The organism is Brevundimonas sp. FG8 (assembly GCF_057808845.1).
Genome location: NZ_JBMDIU010000003.1, coordinates 336342 through 354559 on the forward strand (window position 1 = coordinate 336342; position 18218 = coordinate 354559).

Sequence of the window (18218 nt, forward strand, 5' to 3'; positions counted from 1 at the left end):
ATGCCTCTGGCGCGCGTCCTTCGACAGCCCGCCTCCACCCCCACCCAACCCTCCCCCCTCGAGGGGGAGGGCTTTGAAAACGCTGATGACCCGACAAGACCGCATCGCCGCCCTGCACGCCGCCGCGAAGGACCGCATCCTCGTGCTCGACGGCAGCTGGGGCGTGATGATCCAGCGCCGCGGGCTGGACGAGGCCGACTTCCTCGGTGATCGCTTCATCGGCCATCCGGGCCAGATGAAGGGCAACAACGACATCCTTTGCATCACCCGCCCGGACGTCATCGCCGACCTGCACGACCAGTATTACGCCGCCGGCGCCGACATCTCCGAGACCAACACCTTCTCGGCCACCACCATCGCGCAGGAGGACTATCACCTCGACGCCCAGGCGGTGTGGGACATCAATCTGGAAGGCGCGAAACTGGCGCGCGCCGCCGCCGACCGCTGGACCGAGAAGGAGCCGCACAAGCCGCGCTTCGCCGCCGGCTCCATCGGCCCGCTGAACAAGATGTTGTCGATGTCGTCCGACGTGAACGACCCCGGCGCCCGCAGCGTGACCTTCGATCAGGTCTATGAGGCCTATCGCCATCAGGTGAAGGCGCTGAACGAGGGCGGGGTCGACCTGTATCTGATCGAGACCATCACCGACACGCTGAACTGCAAGGCCTGCATCAAGGCCATCAAGGATCTGGAGGACGAGGGCCTGCCGCCCCTGCCGATCTGGATTTCGGGCACCATCACCGACCGCTCGGGCCGCACCCTGTCGGGCCAGACGGCCGAGGGGTTCTGGAACAGCGTGCGCCACGCCAAGCCCTTCGCCATCGGCTTCAACTGCGCCCTGGGCGGCGAACTGATGCGGCCGTTCATCGCCGAACTGAGCCGCGTCGCCGACACCCTGGTCGCCGCCTATCCCAACGCCGGCCTGCCCAACGCCATGGGCCAGTACGACGAACAGCCGCACGAGACGGCCCACTTCATCGAGGAATGGGCGCGCTCCGGTCTGGTCAACATCGTCGGCGGTTGCTGCGGCACGACGCCGGACCACATCAAGCACGTGGCCGAAGAAGTCGCGCACGTGCCCCCGCGCGCCATTCCGGAGCGGCCGGTGGCGATGCGGCTCAGCGGCCTCGAACCCTTTGAACTGGTAGCGTAGTGCGTCCCACCTTCATCAACGTCGGCGAGCGGACCAACGTCACCGGCTCGGCCAAATTCCGCAAGCTGGTGGTCGAGGGCGACTATTCCGCCGCGCTGGACGTCGCGCGCCAGCAGGTCGAGGCGGGCGCCGCCATCATCGACATCAACATGGACGAAGGGCTGCTGGACGGCGCCGCCGCCATGCGGACCTTCCTCAACCTGATTGCGGCAGAACCCGACATCGCCCGCGTGCCGGTGATGATCGACAGCTCCAAATGGGAGGTGATCGAGGCGGGCCTGAAGTGCGTGCAGGGCAAGCCCATCGTCAACTCCATCTCGATGAAGGAAGGCGAGGCGATCTTCCGCGAGCACGCGGTCAAATGCCTGCGCTACGGCGCCGCCGTCGTGGTCATGGCCTTCGACGAGGTGGGTCAGGCCGACACCGCCGCGCGCAAGATCGAGATCTGCACCCGCGCCTACAACATCCTGGTCAACGAGGTCGGCTTCCCGCCCGAGGACATCATCTTCGATCCCAACATCTTCGCCGTGGCGACGGGGATCGAGGAACACGACAACTACGCCGTCGACTTCATCGAGGCGACCAAGGTCATCAAGGCCACCCTGCCCTACGCCCGGGTGTCGGGCGGGGTGTCGAACGTCTCGTTCAGCTTCCGAGGCAACGAGCCGGTGCGCCGGGCCATCCACAGCGTCTTCCTCTACCACGCCATCAATGCCGGCATGGACATGGGCATCGTCAACGCCGGCGACCTGCCGGTCTATGACGACATCGATCCGGTCCTGCGCGAGGCGGTCGAGGATGTGATCCTGAACCGGCCGCAGCGGACCAATGTGTCGAACACCGAGCGGCTGGTGGACATGGCCCCGTCCTACAAGGGCGAGAAGGGCGCGGCGCGGGTCGTGGACCTGAAGTGGCGCGAGCAGTCGGTCGCCGGGCGCATCGCCCACGCCTTGGTCCACGGCATTACCGAGTTCATCGAGGCCGACACCGAAGAGGCGCGGCTGGGCGTCGAACGTCCCCTGCACGTCATCGAAGGCCCGCTGATGGACGGGATGAATATCGTCGGCGACCTGTTCGGCTCGGGCAAGATGTTCCTGCCGCAGGTGGTGAAGTCGGCCCGCGTGATGAAGCAGGCCGTGGCTTGGCTGGAGCCCTTCATGGAGGCCGAGAAGGAAGGTCAGCCGCGCTCGTCCGCCGGGCGCATCCTGATGGCGACGGTGAAGGGCGACGTCCACGACATCGGCAAGAACATCGTCGGCGTCGTGCTTCAGTGTAACAACTACGAGGTCATCGATCTGGGCGTCATGGTCCCGGCCGACCGCATCCTCGACGAGGCGATCGCCAACGGCTGCGACATCATCGGCCTGTCCGGCCTGATCACGCCGTCGCTGGACGAGATGGTCTTCGTGGCGTCCGAGATGGAGCGGCGTGGCCTCGACCTGCCCCTGCTGATCGGCGGAGCGACCACCAGCCGGACCCATACGGCGGTGAAGATCGAACCGGCCTATCGCCGGGGCTCGACCACCTATGTCATCGACGCCAGCCGCGCCGTAGGCGTGGTCGCGGGCCTGCTGTCCCCGACCGAGAAGGCGAAAAACGAGGCCGCCACGCGCGACGAATACATCCGTATCCGGGAGCAGTTCGCCCGCGGTCAGGAGGTCAAGGCGCGCGCCGCCCTGCCCGCCGCCCGCGCCAACCGGTTCAAGCCGGATCCCGACAAGCCCCTGCCCGCGAAGCCGTCCTTCCTGGGCGTGCGCGCCTTTGACAGCTGGGACCTGCGGGACCTGGCCGACCACATCGACTGGACGCCCTTCTTCGCCAGTTGGGAGCTTATCGGCCGCTATCCGCTGATCCTGGAAGACGAGATCGTCGGCGAGGCCGCGCAGGACCTGTTCAGGGACGCGCAGACGATGCTGAAGCGTATCATCGACGAGCGCTGGTTCACCGCGAAGGGCGTGGTCGGCTTCTGGCCCGCCAATGCGCGCGGCGACGACATCGTGGTCTGGACCGACGAAGGCCGCACCGTCGAGGCCGCCCGCTTCCACGGCCTGCGCCAGCAGATCGCCAAGTCGAACGGCAAGCCCAACCTGTGCCTGTCGGACTTCGTCGCCGAGGACGGCGAGGACTACCTCGGCGCCTTCGCGGTCACCGCCGGGCACGGCGAACTGGAGAAGGCCGCCGAGTTCAAGGCGCAGGGCGACGACTATTCGGCCATCATGGCGACGGCGCTGGCCGACCGTCTGGCCGAGGCCTTCGCCGAGCGACTGCACAAGGAAGTGCGGACGCAGCTGTGGGGCTATGTTCCGGACGAGCAGACCTCGGTGCAGGAACTGATCGAGGAGAAATACCTCGGCATCCGCCCCGCGCCCGGCTATCCGGCCCAGCCCGACCACACGGAAAAGGCGACGTTGTTCAAGCTGTTGAACGCGGAAGCCAATGCCGGAATGCAGCTGACCGAAAGCTACGCCATGACGCCCCCGGCCTCGGTGTCCGGCCTCTACTTCGGCCATGCGGACAGCCACTATTTCGGCGTCGGCAAGATCGACCGCGACCAGATCGAGGACTATGCGGCCCGCAAGGGCTGGGACGTGGCCACGGCGGAGCGCTGGCTGGCGCCCATCCTCAACTATGATCCGGCGAGCGCGGGACGCACCGAGGCGGCCTGACCGGCGCCGGCCGCCGCTGCGGGTTCGGGCGCGGTCAGATGCGCCCGAACAGCCGTCTCCTTCGTCGTCCGTTTCTCACTTTCGCGTCGTCGAAATCGCGCGAATTTCGTCGCCGAAATCGCTCTCTTACTCGAGGCCGACTTCAGCAGGCGTCGCCGGCGGCGTCGTGATGTTCTCGCGAATACGCCGGGCGGCGTGCTCACAGCGGCCCGGAAGACCGAAAAACAGACCGAAGGCCTGACTGCGGGCGGCCTGATCCTGGGCCATCAGCGGGGTCCATTTGGCCGTCGCCTCGGCGGCGGCGGCGCGGGCGGCGGTCAGGGTGGCGGGGGACTGGCGCGCCTGCGCGGCGGTCAGGGCCGCCCGGAAATCCGTGGCCTCCAGCCGACCCAGACGGATGATGTCATTGTCCAGATCGTCCCGGGCTTCCAGCGTCTCGCCCAGCGCCACATGGCCGTTCACCAGCGCCTCGCACCAGGCGACCAGCGGATAGTCAGCCTCCGGCGCGCCGCGCGGCAGCGGGTTGGCGTAGGCGACCGCCTCACGCACCCGCAGCGAGTCCCCGGTCTCCACAAGCGGTGCGGTCATGACCGGGCCGTCGTCCTGGGCCTCACGCGGGGCGGTCCGGATCGGGCTGTCCTGGGAAGCAGGCGCGGTGGACAGAAGAAGGGCGGCGGCGAGGCTGGCGAACATGAAGGCTCCGGAACAGGGGCGCGTGGCCCGACTGGATGCAGCAACGCTTGAATCGGGGAATGGTTTTTATGCGGCGCAAACCTTCCGGGAGCGCGCAAAAAAGAATGCCGGCGCTTTCGCGCCGGCATTCCAGTTCAGCAGTGGGCCTCTCGATCAGAACGAGAAGCGCACACCCATATAGGCACGACGCGGAGCCACCCAGTTGGTCGCTTCCTGATAGTCGTAGGTGCCGTCACCGCCGATCAGTTTCATGACGTCGGTCGCCGCCTGGTTGTTGAAGACGTTGAACACGTCAAGGAACAGCTCAGCCTGACCGAACGCCAGATCACGCGTGTACTTAAAGCGCATGTCGAACGTGTAGTAGTCCGGCGTTTTTTCCGAACCGATGTAGCCGGCCGACAGGTAGGTGTCCGTAACGCCACCGAACTCATACGCCGGGTCCATCGGAGCGAAGTAGCGACCGCCGATCAGCTGGGACGGGGTGTAGAGCGCACCGCTGTTCCAGTTGAACACGCCGCTGACCTGCAGGCCGAAGTCGAAATCGTACGAGGCATAGGCCTTGAACTGATGTTCGATATTGCCCGGTTGGTCGCCATAGACGTTCGGAGCCCGGGGATCGAGCGCGATCCAGTCGCCCTGGTAGTCGGCGTTCGAGTCGGAGTTCGAGTTACCTTCAGCAGAGTTGTAGGTGTAGGACACCTGCCCGAACCAGTTGTCGGTCTTGAACTTGGTCAGCGAGACTTCGAAGCCGGTGTAGTTCCGCTTGCCGCCCGGCAGGGTGCCGATCACGTAGTTGGAGTTCGGCGTCGACGAATAGCCGAAGTAGGACAGCGGCAGGTAGAAGAACGAGCCCGGATAGGCCACGCCGCCGGCGCCGTCCGCCGGAACGGCGTCCGGATCGGAGTACAGGGCCAGATCGAAGTCTTCCAGAATGTCCCGGGTGCGACGGTTGGTGACCGACACCGACAGGCCGATGCTGTCCCCGAAGGTCGTCGAGGCGCCGATCATGAACTCGTCGGTGTACGGCGTCTTGGTGCTGGGCGCGAACAGGGCGTCCGGCGTCGTGGCGCCGCCGCGGGTCCGGAAGGTCACCCACTCCCCGCCGAGGAAGATTTGCTCTTCGTCCACCGGGCCGGTCAGGGCGCCGGCGAAGTCCGACATGTTGTTCCGGATCGGGTCATAGTAACGCCCCGCGAAGCCGAAGATCTTGCTGCGACCATCGCCGAAGAGATCGTAGACGATGCTGAAGCGCGGCGCGATCTCCCAGTCGAAGGTCGCGACCTTCGAACCGTCCGAAGCGAAGTGCTCCCACTTCTCGGCGCGGAGACCGGCGTTGATGGTCAGTCGGTCCATGGTCCAGGTGTCCTGCAGATACAGGGTCTGGCCTTCGCTCTTCACCTCATACGGACCGTCGACCGTGCGCAGGGCGCGATAGACGTTGACGTTGCCGTAAGGGTTTCCGGCCGTGCTCGTCAGTTGGTAGGCGTTCAGTTCGCTGACGCTGACGGTGCCGTCGAGGTTGCTGTCCAGCGCGGTGCGAACGGTGGCGTTGGCGTTCACCGCGGTGAGGATCCGGGTGTTGTCCACCGAGGACACCGAACGGTTGGTCCAACCGTTGACCGGCCCGCTGGAGGTCGAATAGTCGAGCCAGGTCGTACCGGCGTACGCGGAAGCCAGCGAGACGTAGGTCGCGCCGCCCGGAACGGAGCCGTTTTCACCGTAGACGTTTTCGGTGCTCGAATAGCCGGCCTTGAAGGTGTGGGTGCCCCAGCTGGTGTCGAGGTAGTATTCGAAGTTCAGACCGAACTCGTCGCGATCGCGATTGGTCTCGATATTCGAACCGGAGCCGCCGAGCTGGCGCTGGGCGGCCGTGGCGCCAGCCGAGTTGCGGAAGGTCAGGTTATCGCGGATATCATTGCTGGCGGCGATGTTGGACAGTTCACCCTGGTGTTTGAACCAGTAGGCGTTGAACAGCAGATCGCCCCAAGTGCGCGAGTATTCGACCTTGAAGTTGTCACCGCCCTGAACACGGGCAACAGACCGGTTGTTCAGGGTCGCCGAGTCCGTCGAGCCGCTGCGCTCATACGGGTCGCTGAAGTAGGTGGCCGACAGACGATCATCGGGTGTGATCTGCCAAGTCGCCTTCAGGAACTCATACTCCTCGTCGATGGTCACCGTGCGCAGCGGGTCGCCCGAGGCGCCGTCGAGGATGTCTTCTTCACGGTTCTTCTTCTGATACGAACCGAAGATCCACAGCCGATCACGGATGATCGGACCGCCCAGAGTGATCGCCGAATCGTAGGTTGAGAAGCCGCCCGACGTATTGTGCTCGTCCGACTGAACCAGGCCGTCGTTCTGGAAGTAGTAGTTGACCGAACCATGCCAGTCATTGCTGCCCGACTTGGTCACGACGCGGGAGATCAGGCCCGAACCACCGGCATACTCGGCCGGCACACCGCCGACGATCACCTGTTGTTCCTGGATGATTTCCGAGTTGAAGTTGGAGCCAAACGTGCCCGAGCTCGGGTCGGTCACATCCACGCCGTCCAGATAGTAGACGTTGTCGGTCGAGGTGCCGATCGCGCCGCCGATATCCGAATAGTTGATGCCCGAACGCGATGACGGGTTGCCACCGGCCGACGGCTTCACGCCCGGAACCAGTTGCAGATAGCTCTGATAGCTGCGGCCCGTGGGCAGCGATTCCACCGTCTGCAGGTTCAGGGTCGTACCCACGGTGGCCGAGGTCACGTCCACGGCGGCGAGGGCTCGACCGGTCACCACGACATCGCCAAGGTCCGTGGCGGACGCGTTGGCGAGAATATAGCCCAGGCTGAGGTCACGACCGCTGATCACGGCCACGTTTGAAGCGTTGAAGTCGCTGTAGCCGCCAGCCGAAACCGCGACGGTGTAGTTGGTCGCGGGATCCAGACCGGCGAGACGCACAAAGCCCTCGGCGTCGGTGACGCCAGAGCGCGAAACCAGGCTGCTCGGCGAGCTGACCGTGACCGTGGCGCCGGAGATCGGCGCACCGCCGTCACCCGTCACCGAGATACGCAGTCCCCCCGTCTGCGTCTGGGCCACCGCCTCGGTGGGCGCGAGAAGCGCCACAGCGGGAACCGCGGTGAGCGCCATCAAGGCAGCGCCGCCGATCATAGTTGAGTGCAGCAAGCGCTGCCGGATGGTTTGGGTCTTCAAAACTTGGTCCTCCTGAGGTCGAGGCCGTTAAAAGCCGTACGACAACCAATGCCCGCACGCCCCTTTGCATGCGGGATTCCTCGACCTTATGCTCAGGACTGTTGAGGTGCGACAGAATTACACAGGCGTAATCATTGAAACAGAAATGTGTCGCAGCAAGGACACATTGAGTTTAAATTATTGTTTTTAATAATAATTTTTGAGGCAAAATATGGGAAATCTGTCCGAAACCGTCACCACGTCCCCACAACTTTCGTTAGAGGACTTCGCAACTGCGAAATCCGCCGGTTTCGCGGTGATCGTGAATCACCGTCCGGACGGCGAGGAACCCGGCCAGCCGAACAGCGTCGATCTGGCCGCCGAAGCGAGCCGTCTGGGGCTGGATTACATCTGGATTCCGGTCAGCGGCCTGCCGGACCGAGCGGCAGTCGAAGCGACCGCTGAAGCGCTCGCTCGCGGGTCCGCCGACAAGCCTGTTCTGATGTTCTGTCGGTCAGGTATGCGTTCGACCGCCGCCTGGGCCATGGCGGTGTGCGCCGGGGGCGCCGATCCGGACGAAGTACGCGCAGCGGCCGCGGCCGCCGGCTATGATCTAAGCCGTCTGCCGCTCTAGCGGACGACGGCCACCCGGACCGCATAGGGCGCCGGCTCGGGGGTGCAGGAGGCCATGAGGAACTGCGCCGCGATGAGACATAGGAAGGCTCCCGCGACAGGCAGGAGCCGATTTGAAACAGCCAGGGCGATGGAAACGGCCATATCGGGCACTCCGCGGAAGGTTTACAGACCCCTAACGCAAGCGCCGGGCCGCCCCGGGAGAGACCGTTGATCCCCTTCGTCCGTGAGTTTGATTTTGAGTATGGCCGGGTCGATCAGGTCTCGCCCCTGATCCGCCGGGTGGTCGCGAACAACCCCGGCCCCTTCACCTTCACCGGAACCGGAACCTACATCGTCGGTCGCCCGGAGCCTGGCGCGGGCGTGGCGGTGATTGACCCGGGCCCGCTTGACGAGGGCCATCTGGCGGCCCTGCTGAAAGCGGTCGAGGCACAGACGGTCAGCCACATACTGGTCACCCACACCCACCGCGACCACGCCCCCCTCGCCCGCCCCTTCGCAGAGGCGGTCGGCGGCGCGACCATACTCGCGGCCCACCCACCGCGGCGGACGATCCACGCCTCGGGCGGACTGGATGAGGATGAGGACGAGACCTTCTCGCCTGACCTGGTTCTGAGCGGCGGCGAGCGTATCGAAGGCGACGGCTGGACGATCGAGGCCATGGCCACCCCCGGACACGCCTCGAACCACATGGCTTTTGTCCTGACGGACGAGAACGCCCTGTTCAGCGGAGACCACGTCATGGGCTGGTCCACCACCGTGGTGGCTCCGCCGGACGGCGACATGACCGACTACGTGGTCAGTCTGGATGCGGTGATCGCGCGTGGCTTCAGCACCCTGTGGCCGACGCACGGCGCGCCGGTGACGGAGCCCGCGCCCTTTCTGGCCGCCTATCGCGCACACAGACTGGACCGCGAGGCGCAGGTGCTGGCGCGTTTGAAGGCGGGTGACAGGACCATCGCGGAGATGGTGCCGGTCCTCTATGCGGCTGTGGACAAGCGGCTCTGGCCGGCGGCCTCACTGTCCGTGTGGGCGCACCTCAAGGCGCTGGTCCGCGCCGGTCTTGTCGTCGCCGATCCCGAACCGACGCCGCAGGCGCTCTACCGGGTTCTCTGACTCCTCGACGGCGCACAGCCCCTTCACCTCGGCCCATTCTTCGGCGTTCAGGGCGGCACGGCCCGGGCGCTGGGCGGCGCGAGCGGCGCTGGCGCGACGGCGCGAATCCGGGTGGGTGTTCATGAACTCGGCGGCGTCCGTCACCGAATTATGCTTTTCGCCGGCAGCCATGCGCTCAAAGAAGGGCGCCATGCCCAGAGACGACATGCCGTCGGCATGCAACAGCGCCTGACCGCGCGTGTCGGCCTCCAGCTCGGCGGAGCGGCTGTAGCTGAGTTCCGAAGCCTGACCGGCCAGAATCACCGCCTGCTGGCCCGCGCCCGTCCCGCCGCCGACCACGAGGTCGAGCAGCATGCCGACCCCGAAATTGCGCCAGACCGACTGCATCACGTGACGCTTCTCGACGTGCGCGACCTCGTGGGCGATCACCGCAGCCAGCTCGTCCGGCGTCTTCGCCTCACGGATCAGGTCGTCGGTGATCAGGATGTAGCCGCCCGGCAGGGCGAAGGCGTTGACCATGGGCGCATCCACCGCCCGGACCCGGATGTCGAACGGCGTATCGGCCCGCGCCGCGATCCGGTCGCCCAACGCCGCGATGGTCTGTTGAGCGGCCTGGTCATCACAGGTCGGGAAGAAGGCGGAGATCTGGCCGTTGAAGTTGTCGCCCATGCGCTGTTCCATGGACACCGGCGTCGCACGGGCGACGGGGCCGGACAGGGCCGGAACGCCCACGGTCACGAACAGGACCACCCCCGCGGCCGCCGCGGTCAGACCACCGATCAGCCACCATTCACGCCGCCGCCGCTTTCTGGTCAGCGCCGCCAGACGGTCGCCGATCATCGGGTTCCAGTCCCCGACGGGCAGCACCAGACGGGCGTCGCGATCCTTTCGGCTGGAGACCCGGGCCTGATCCGCCTCGATCTCGACGGTCAAGTCACGCAGCGGCCAGACCCGTTCATGACCTTCCGCGAGGATGCGCAGGACGTCTCCATCCATCGCCGTCTCGGCGTCATAGGCGCGCGCTGACCGTCCGTCGTAGAACCGGGGCCCCACGATCAGATGGCCGAGAAGCCGAAGGCGTCGGCGAGCCCTTCACCGCTGCCTGGACCGCGACCGGCCTGATGGGCCATCTGCAACCGGGCCGTGCCTTCCGAACTCAGTCGCTCGAACAGGAACCGCGCGGTCCGCGCCTGGACCCACGGCATCAGGAAGCCCAGGGTGATCAGCAGGAAGAACAGGTTGGTGACCGTCAGCCACCACAGGGGCAGAGCCTTGACCTTCAGGGTGAAGGTCGCGCCATCCACTGACACGCCCTTGGTGACCGATCGCAGCATGGCGGCCTGATAGGGGGCCCACAGCAGCAGGGCGAACGGCGAGATCAGCAGGATCACCAGATAGGTGACCAAGGTGTACATGATGTCCGGCGTCGCGGACGGCTCGGTCGCCGGTCCCTCGCCGAAGCCGGTGGACATCGCGAAGGCGAAGAAGCCCAGCGCGAGGAAGATGTAGCCGATCCCCGTGCCGACCCAGCCGATGGCGTATGCGCCGTAAACGCCTTCCTGTTGGGCGCGCGCCATGCGGAAGCGCAGGCGACGGTCGCCGAAGCGGACCTCATCCCAGATCTTCTCGGCCAGATGCCGTTCGGCGGTCGGCCAGAACCAGCCCCAGGTGATGCCGCTCAGGAACATGGCGAACAGGAAATACAGACCGTAGTTCGCGGCCGACCCCTTCAACTGGAAGCGGATGCCCCGCCAGGTCGTGCGGCTCGCCATGTAGCGGAACGCCGTATAGGTCCCGAACCCCCACAGCCAGCCCAGGAAGATATACATAGGGACATAGGCGACGAAGATCACCCAATGACCGATGAACTGAACAGCGAAGACGATGATCAGGAAGGGAACGCCCAGAACGACCAGCGCCAGCAGGAAGCCGATGAACAGCTCCAGCCCACGCCCCGTGTACTCGAACGCCTCGTTGTTCAGGCGCACGCCCTTCCAGACCCGCTGACGGACCTCGGTCTTCCCCCAGAAGCGGTACAGCGTCAGGGTGATCAGGTTCAGAAGGCCGTTCTTGAGGCTGAGCCCCAGGAAGCTGGATGGACGCAGCGTCGTGGTGAAGGTCAGGGCCTCGCCCTCGACCTCTTCGGTCGCGCCTTCTGCGATGATGTCGGTCATCCTGTCCCCCCGGAGCGTATACCTTATCTCGCCTAACGAGCAGAGACGCGTCAGGCAACCGGGTTCAACAAGCGGAATGATGAACGTGGCGCCCCCGCCACGAAAACCGGGCTCAGAGCGTGTCGTTCAACAGGCTGCTGACGCGGGTCGCCAGACGGCAGGCCTCTCCGCCGTGGGGGCGCCCGTCCCGGGCGGCGACGCGAATGTCTGTACGCCCCGGACGGATGCGGATCACCGCGTCATAGCGGAAGCCGAACCAGACCGTCTGACGGCTGCCGTCGGCTCGGGCGACACCGGCCTGACCGAGATTGAACCCCGCTTCCTGCAAGGCCCATGCGGCGGTTTCGGGCGAAACCTGCGTCAAGACTGGCAGGGCGCCCGGACAGGCCTCGACACCCACCGCAGGCTGCAGGCCGCCTATCCGGTCGGGCCTGAGCCGACCAAAGCCGGGCACTTCAGTCAGATCGGTGCTGACATTCTCCACCGGGCCGGCCGCCAGCTGCCGTGTCTGCCAGATGAAAGCGCCCAGCGTGCCGAGGCCGACCACGAGGGCCGCGACGGCCGCCAGGCCCAGAACGCGAAAATTCTTCAGCGCGACGACGACAGCCAGCACACCGGCGCCGGCGCCGGCGAAAGACAGCCACCAGGCGACCTTCAGCGTGAGCAGATCATACCCGGTTTCGATCGGCAGCAGCCCGCCGCGCACCCCGACGACGGACAGCAGGACCAGCACGGGCGACGCCACGGCCAACGCCGTCAGAACCTGAACCGCCCCCCTGCCCTTCACCGCCGTCCGCGCCATGACTCAGCCCCCCGTTGAGGGCAGACGATAGTCCTTGAGGCGTTCGCGCACGAGCTTCTTGTCGATCTTCCCGGTGGCGCCGAGCGGAATGTCGTCAACGAAGACAACGTCATCCGGCATCCACCATTTGGCGATCTTGCCCTGCAGGAAGTCGAGATGCTCCTGCTTGTCCTCGCTCTCGCCGGGCTTCAGCTTGATCACCAGAACCGGGCGTTCGTCCCATTTCGGGTGGGCCGCGCCGATGACAGCGGCCAGTTCAACCTTGGGATGGCCGACCGAGATGTTCTCGATCTCGATGGAGCTGATCCACTCGCCGCCCGACTTGATGACGTCCTTGGCGCGGTCAGTGATCTGCATGAAGCCGTGCTCGTCGATGGTCGAGACGTCGCCGGTATCGAAGAAGCCCTCATGATCGAGGATGTCGCCGCCCTCATTCTTGAAGTAGCCCCCCGCGATGGTCGGCCCCTTGATCATCAGGCGGCCGTAGGTGTGCCCGTCATGCGGCATGTCCTGACCGGCGTAGTTCTTCAACTTCAGCTCGACGCCCAGCGGCGGCTGCCCCTGCTTGATCCGCCACTTCATCTGCTCGTCGTAGGGCAGCTTCAGCAGTTCAGGCGTCATGTTCGACAGGGTGCCGATGGGCGAGGTCTCGGTCATGCCCCAGCCCTGCAGCACCTCGATCTGGAACTCGTCATGGAAAGCCCGGATCAGGCTTTCCGGCACGGCCGAGCCACCGATGAGCACCTTCTTGACCGTCGGGATCTTCAGATTGTTCTCACGCAGGTGGGTCAGCAGCCCCTGCCAGACCGTCGGCACCGCCGCCGAGAAGGTCACGCCCTCGCTCTCGATCAACTCATAGATCGCCGCACCGTCCATGCGCGCGCCCGGCATGACCAGCTTGGTGCCGCCCGCCGGCCCGGCGAAGGCGATGCCCCAGGCGTTGGCGTGGAACATCGGCACCACCGGCAGGATCACCTCGCTCGGCGATGCGCCCAATACGGTCGACTGCATGCCCAGCAGCGTATGGATGAAGTTTGACCGGTGCGAATACAGGACGCCCTTGGGGTTCCCGGTCGTGCCGGAGGTGTAGCAAAGGCCGCAGGCGGTGTTTTCCTGGAAGTCGCCCCAGACCACGTCTTCTGACGCGCCGGCCAGCAGGGCCTCATAGCATTCCGCGCCCGGCAGCTTCGTCGCCGGCATGGTCATCTCGTCCGTCAGCACCACAACCCGCTCGACGCTGGGGCAGTGCGGCAGGATGGCTTCCAGCAGCGGGATGAAGGTCAGGTCTACGAAGATGATCTTATCTTCGGCGTGGTTGATGATGTAGGCGAGCTGTTCCGGGAACAGCCGCGGATTCAGGGTGTGGCAGACCGCCCCCATCCCCATGATGCCGTACCAGACCTCCATATGGCGGCCGGTGTTCCAGGCCAGGGTGGCGACGCGGTCGCCGACCTCAATGCCCCAATCCTTGAGCACGCTCGTCACGCGGCGGGCGCGTGAGTGGATCTCGGCATAGGTCGCGCGGACGATCGGTCCCTCGACCGAGCGCGTCACGACCTCGCGATGACCATGCCAGTTGTTGGCATGCGTAATGATCTTGTCGACCGTCAGCGGCCAGTCCTGCATCAACCCAAGCATTGCGATCCCTCGTACTTGCATCCGCTGAACGGGACACTTGCCGCCACGCTATCCATGTGATCAGCGATAAGCAAACATGACCCAAGGTCACATTTGCGGACCGGAACGAGATGATGCGCCCCGGGGCGAGACTGTCCCGTCTCCGGCCTTGCCGCCATGCGTGGACGCGAGCCCCCGGATTTCCTATTCCGTCGCCCATCGCACCCTTTCCTCTCCGGTGGTGACCCCCATGACCATTCTCATCGCGATCACCGGCGGATCGGGCTCGGGCAAGAGCACACTGGCCGAAGCGCTCGTCGCCGCCCTGCCGCCCGGGAAGGCGGTGCTGCTGCGCGAGGACTCCTATTATCTGGACGCAGCCGCCCTTCCGGACTTCAACGCCGCCACCTTTGACTTCGACGACGTGGCCGCCCGGGACCATGACCTGCTGATCCGTGACCTGTCAGAACTGAAGGCCGGGCGGGAGATCACCGCGCCGATCTACTCTTTCATCCACCACGGCCGCGAGCCTGGCGGCGAGGCGGTTGAAGCCGCGGAGGTGGTGATCGTCGAGGGCACTCACGTGCTGTGCACTCCAGCGCTGGTCGCCCTGTTCGACATCCGCGTCTTTGTGGATACGCCCGCGGATATCCGCTTCATCCGCCGTCTGCTGCGGGACCAGACCGAGCGCGGCCGCACGGCGGAATCCGTCATCGCCCAGTATCTCGGCACCGTTCGACCGGGCCATGAGCGCTGGACCGAACCGTCGCGCCTGAATGCGGATTTCATCGTCGCCGACGCCACCGCGGCGGTCCGGCTCGAGGACAGACAGGCCGTGGTCCGCCTCGCCGCGCCGGTGCTGGCGCACCCCCTGCTGGCCCCGCTGGCCCACGCCTGACGATCCCTGACAGGCCGCTTGCGGTCCAGCCAAAGCTGCGCCAACCTGACGCTCCCGTTATCGGCGAAAACACGATGTCAGGCTCCGGCGGCGAGATCAGCTCCCTCGATCCAAAGCGGCAGATCATTCTCCGCTACGCCCGCCATGCTTTCATGTCCGAGGGATATGCGGGCGCCCGGATCGAGCCTATCGCTCGCGAGGCGGGCGTCTCTACGGCCACCCTCTACGCCCTGTTCGCCGGCAAGTCCGAGTTGTTCAGCGCCGTGATCGACGACGCCGCCGAGCAGTTCTCACGCCAGATGGCGCGTGTCCGCGCCTGCGACGGCGACGCCCGAAAGCAACTGACCGGATTCGCCGAGGCCTATGCTGACTTCATGGGCGACGGCTTCGTTCGCTCTGTCTTCCGGCTGGTGATGGCCGAACGCCCCCGATTCGAGGAAACCGCGCGCCGCTTCTTTGAAAAGGGTCGCAGCGAGTTCGGCTTCACTCTCATCGGCGTGCTCAAGGACCATCTCGAGCGCGGCGGACTGAAGAACATCGACAAGCCGTCCTGGGCCGCCGGCGAACTGATGGGAATGATCGAGCATTCCGTCTTCTTCGTGCCGCTGGTCACCGGAGACGAGGTCAAGGCTACGCGTACCCACGCGCAGGTCGTCGCCCACGCCATCGAAACCTTCATGGCGCGCTACGGCGCCTGAGGAGGCTCACGGCTGCAGACGGGTCGTCGTCCAGCCATCCCCATCCCGCGTGAACAGCAGTCGGTCGTGCAGCCTGAACGGCCGGTCGCGCCAGAACTCGACCTGATCCGGAACCACGCGCCAGCCGGTCCAGCGCTCGGGCCGGGGCACATCCTGACCGTCGAAACGCGCGGTCTCCCGGGCAATGGCGTCTTCCAGCACAGCCCGACCGTCCATTGGGCGGGACTGGTTCGAGGCCCAGGCGCCGATCTGGCTCTCCCGCGCGCGACTGGCGAAATAGGCGTCGGCCTCGGCCACACCGACCGGCTCGACCTTGCCGCGCACCCGCACCTGACGGCGCAAGGACTTCCAGTGGAAGGCCAGGGCCGCCACCGGCGCCTCGCCCAGAGCCTGCCCCTTGGCGCTCTCGCGGTTGGAGTAGAAGGTGAAGCCGCGCCCATCGACGTCCTTCAACAGGACGATCCGGCAGTCAGGCCGCCCCTCGCCCGTCACGGTCGCCAGCGACATCGCGTTGGCGTCGTTCGGCTCATATCGCTTGGCGTCTTCCAGCCACTCGACGAACAGACCGAAGGGCTCGGCCCGGTCGAAGATGGTCTCATCCCCATTGGCGGCCAGCGCGGCGGCATACTGCTCCGCATACTCTTCACGGGTGGGGCTGGGCGGGATCACGGGTGCGGTCATGATCTCCAGATAGACCTTCACGGTTCCAAACGGGAGAGGCATCACGGTTAAGCCGGTCTTCACCACGTTGGGCGCTCAGTGTCGGGATGCGCGCACGCCCTGCCTCCGAGGTCGCCTCCCTGAACGAAGCCTGGGCTCTGCTCGGTCTGAGCGGCCCGGCCGAGGGCGAGGCGTTGACCGCGGCCTTCCGCGCGGCGGTGAAGGCGGCGCGGCCGGATCAGAACGGCGGTGACGAGACCCGCTTCCGCAAGGTGATCGCAGCCTGGCGGCTGGTGCAGGCCAGCCCGGTGACCGCCGCGCTTGAGGCGCCTGTGGCCTCTCCCGCCCCCCAAACCGTCGTCACCATCACTCCGCGCGACGCCATAGAGGGCGGATCGGTGATGGTCGAGGTCGGCGGCCGGATGCTCAAGGTTCAGGCGCCGGCAGGCCTGCGCTCCGGGGAACGCCTGCGTCTCAAGGGCGGCGCGGCGGATGGGGCGGACCTTTATCTGCCGCTGCTGATCCGCGCCACGGATGGTCTGCGTATCATCGGTGACGACATCTACATGGACTGGGCCGTGCCGCCCCGCGTCATTGAAGACGGCGGACGGATCGAGATCGAAACCCACGCGGGTTTGCGCTCCGCGTGGATCGTGGCGGGTCAGGAGCCGCTTCGCCTGCGTCTGCGCGGGCTGGGTCTTCCGGCGCGCGGCTCGCGGCCGCAAGGCCATCTGTTCGTGACCCTGACGCCGTGCGAGGATGCGCCGTCGGCGGCGGAAGACCTGCTGGTTCGCTTCACCCGCGTCTGGACGCCGGACCGTCTGGCGGCCTAAGCCTAGCCGCATGTCGCACAACACCTTCGGCCATCTGTTTCGCGTGACCACCTGGGGCGAGAGCCACGGGCCGGCGATCGGCTGTGTCGTGGACGGCTGCCCGCCCAATATCCCTCTGACCGAAGCCGACCTGCAGCCGTGGCTGGACCTGCGCAAGCCCGGCGGCAGCCGCTTCGTCACCCAGCGGCAGGAGAGCGACACCGCCCGCATCCTGTCCGGCGTCTTCGATGACGGGGCCGGTCCGGTCACCACCGGCACGCCCATCTCCATCCTGATCGAGAACGAGGACCAGCGGTCCAGGGACTACGGCGAGATCGCCCGCGCCTACCGCCCCGGCCATGCCGACTTCACCTATCAGACCAAATACGGCGTGCGCGACCACCGGGGCGGTGGGCGCTCATCGGCGCGCGAGACCGCCATGCGCGTCGCCGCCGGGGCCGTGGCCCGCAAGGTGCTGGGTGAGACCATCCGCATCCGCGCGGGCGTGGTCCAGCTCGGTCCACACCGGATCGCGCCGGACGCCGTCGATTTCGACGCCGTCTATGACAACGCCCTGTTCGCCGCGTCGGCCGCGGTCGTGCCGGAGTGGGAGGCCTATCTGGACGGTGTCCGCAAGGCGGGCTCGTCCATCGGCGCCGTGGTGGCGCTGGAGGTCACGGGCGTTCCGGCGGGCTGGGGCGCGCCGTTGTATGGCAAGCTGGACGCCGAACTGACCGCCGCCATGATGTCGATCAACGCCGTGAAGGGCGTCGAGATCGGCGCGGGTTTCGACGCCGCCGCCCTGTCAGGCGAGGACAACGCAGACCAGATGCGTCTGGGCGAGGACGGGCAGCCGATCTTCCTGTCCAACCACGCGGGCGGGGTTCTGGGCGGTATCTCGACCGGCCAGCCGGTGACCGCCCGCATCGCCTTCAAGCCCACCTCCTCCATCCTGACCCTGCGCCAGACCGTCACCCGCGACGGCGCCGAGGCCGACCTGCGGACCAAGGGGCGGCATGACCCCTGCGTCGCCCTGCGCGGCGTACCGGTGGTCGAAGCGATGGCGGCCTGCGTGCTGGCCGATGCAATGCTGAGGCACCGGGCGCAGGTGGGGTGACCTGC

Annotated in this window: 15 protein-coding genes; 8 read left to right on the plus strand and 7 right to left on the minus strand. The window is 66.2% G+C overall.

Annotated elements, in window-relative coordinates:
• Window positions 1–85: 85 nt before the first annotated feature.
• Window positions 86–1153, plus strand: a complete 1068-nt coding sequence (locus ACODRV_RS07910) for a homocysteine S-methyltransferase family protein (protein WP_488907956.1) — start codon at window positions 86–88, stop codon at window positions 1151–1153.
• On the plus strand, window positions 1153–3819 hold the full coding sequence (gene metH, locus ACODRV_RS07915; protein ID WP_488907957.1) for a methionine synthase: 2667 nt from the start codon (window positions 1153–1155) through the stop codon (window positions 3817–3819). Before ACODRV_RS07910 ends, metH begins: the two co-directional genes overlap by 1 nt.
• Before the next feature lie 126 nt (window positions 3820–3945).
• On the opposite strand, the gene ACODRV_RS07920 is transcribed toward metH, so the two are convergent.
• Both ACODRV_RS07920 and ACODRV_RS07925 read right to left on the minus strand, forming a co-directional pair.
• Window positions 3946–4512 carry a hypothetical protein gene (locus tag ACODRV_RS07920; RefSeq protein ID WP_488907958.1) on the minus strand — a complete coding sequence of 189 codons (567 nt, stop codon included), beginning with the start codon at window positions 4510–4512 and terminating at the stop codon, window positions 3946–3948.
• A gap of 153 nt (window positions 4513–4665) precedes the next feature.
• Complete coding sequence (locus ACODRV_RS07925; RefSeq protein WP_240811758.1) at window positions 4666–7644, minus strand: TonB-dependent receptor; 2979 nt, start codon at window positions 7642–7644, stop codon at window positions 4666–4668.
• 274 nt (window positions 7645–7918) lie between these two features.
• Between ACODRV_RS07925 and ACODRV_RS07930 the strand changes: the two genes are divergently transcribed.
• On the plus strand, window positions 7919–8320 hold the full coding sequence (locus ACODRV_RS07930) for a protein tyrosine phosphatase family protein (protein WP_488907959.1): 402 nt from the start codon (window positions 7919–7921) through the stop codon (window positions 8318–8320).
• A gap of 209 nt (window positions 8321–8529) precedes the next feature.
• A complete protein-coding gene (locus tag ACODRV_RS07935) occupies window positions 8530–9435 on the plus strand; it encodes an MBL fold metallo-hydrolase (RefSeq protein WP_488907960.1) in 906 nt (301 codons plus the stop codon).
• Here the strand turns inward: ACODRV_RS07935 and ACODRV_RS07940 are convergent.
• The 4 genes from ACODRV_RS07940 to ACODRV_RS07955 form a co-directional block, all read right to left on the minus strand.
• Window positions 9337–10488: a M48 family metallopeptidase gene (locus tag ACODRV_RS07940; RefSeq protein WP_488907961.1), complete on the minus strand. Its 1152-nt coding sequence runs from the start codon at window positions 10486–10488 to the stop codon at window positions 9337–9339. The genes ACODRV_RS07935 and ACODRV_RS07940 overlap by 99 nt on opposite strands.
• Window positions 10489–10490: 2 nt before the next feature.
• Window positions 10491–11609 (minus strand): YjgN family protein, encoded by a 1119-nt coding sequence (locus tag ACODRV_RS07945; protein ID WP_488907962.1) that lies wholly within the window; start codon window positions 11607–11609, stop codon window positions 10491–10493.
• 112 nt (window positions 11610–11721) lie between these two features.
• Entirely contained in the window at window positions 11722–12411 is a 690-nt protein-coding gene (locus tag ACODRV_RS07950; protein WP_488907963.1) for a DUF1499 domain-containing protein, read from the minus strand.
• Between the two features lie 3 nt (window positions 12412–12414).
• Complete coding sequence (locus ACODRV_RS07955) at window positions 12415–14049, minus strand: long-chain-fatty-acid--CoA ligase (RefSeq protein WP_141626414.1); 1635 nt, start codon at window positions 14047–14049, stop codon at window positions 12415–12417.
• A gap of 229 nt (window positions 14050–14278) precedes the next feature.
• Here ACODRV_RS07955 and udk point away from each other — a divergent pair, with 229 nt between their 5' ends.
• The gene (gene udk, locus ACODRV_RS07960) at window positions 14279–14926 is read left to right on the plus strand and encodes a uridine kinase (RefSeq protein WP_141626413.1); all 648 of its coding nucleotides are present in this window, start codon (window positions 14279–14281) and stop codon (window positions 14924–14926) included.
• A gap of 74 nt (window positions 14927–15000) precedes the next feature.
• Window positions 15001–15624 carry a TetR/AcrR family transcriptional regulator C-terminal domain-containing protein gene (locus ACODRV_RS07965; protein WP_488907964.1) on the plus strand — a complete coding sequence of 208 codons (624 nt, stop codon included), beginning with the start codon at window positions 15001–15003 and terminating at the stop codon, window positions 15622–15624.
• Window positions 15625–15630: 6 nt separating this feature from the next.
• On the opposite strand, the gene pdxH is transcribed toward ACODRV_RS07965, so the two are convergent.
• Window positions 15631–16305, minus strand: a complete 675-nt coding sequence (gene pdxH, locus ACODRV_RS07970) for a pyridoxamine 5'-phosphate oxidase (RefSeq protein ID WP_488908072.1) — start codon at window positions 16303–16305, stop codon at window positions 15631–15633.
• Window positions 16306–16391: 86 nt separating this feature from the next.
• On the opposite strand from pdxH, the gene ACODRV_RS07975 reads away from it, so the two are divergent.
• Together ACODRV_RS07975 and aroC are read left to right on the plus strand one after the other, a co-directional pair.
• Window positions 16392–17117 carry a DnaJ C-terminal domain-containing protein gene (locus ACODRV_RS07975; protein WP_141626410.1) on the plus strand — a complete coding sequence of 242 codons (726 nt, stop codon included), beginning with the start codon at window positions 16392–16394 and terminating at the stop codon, window positions 17115–17117.
• A 10-nt stretch (window positions 17118–17127) separates the two neighbouring features.
• Complete coding sequence (aroC, locus tag ACODRV_RS07980) at window positions 17128–18213, plus strand: chorismate synthase (protein ID WP_141626409.1); 1086 nt, start codon at window positions 17128–17130, stop codon at window positions 18211–18213.
• Window positions 18214–18218: the final 5 nt, after the last annotated feature.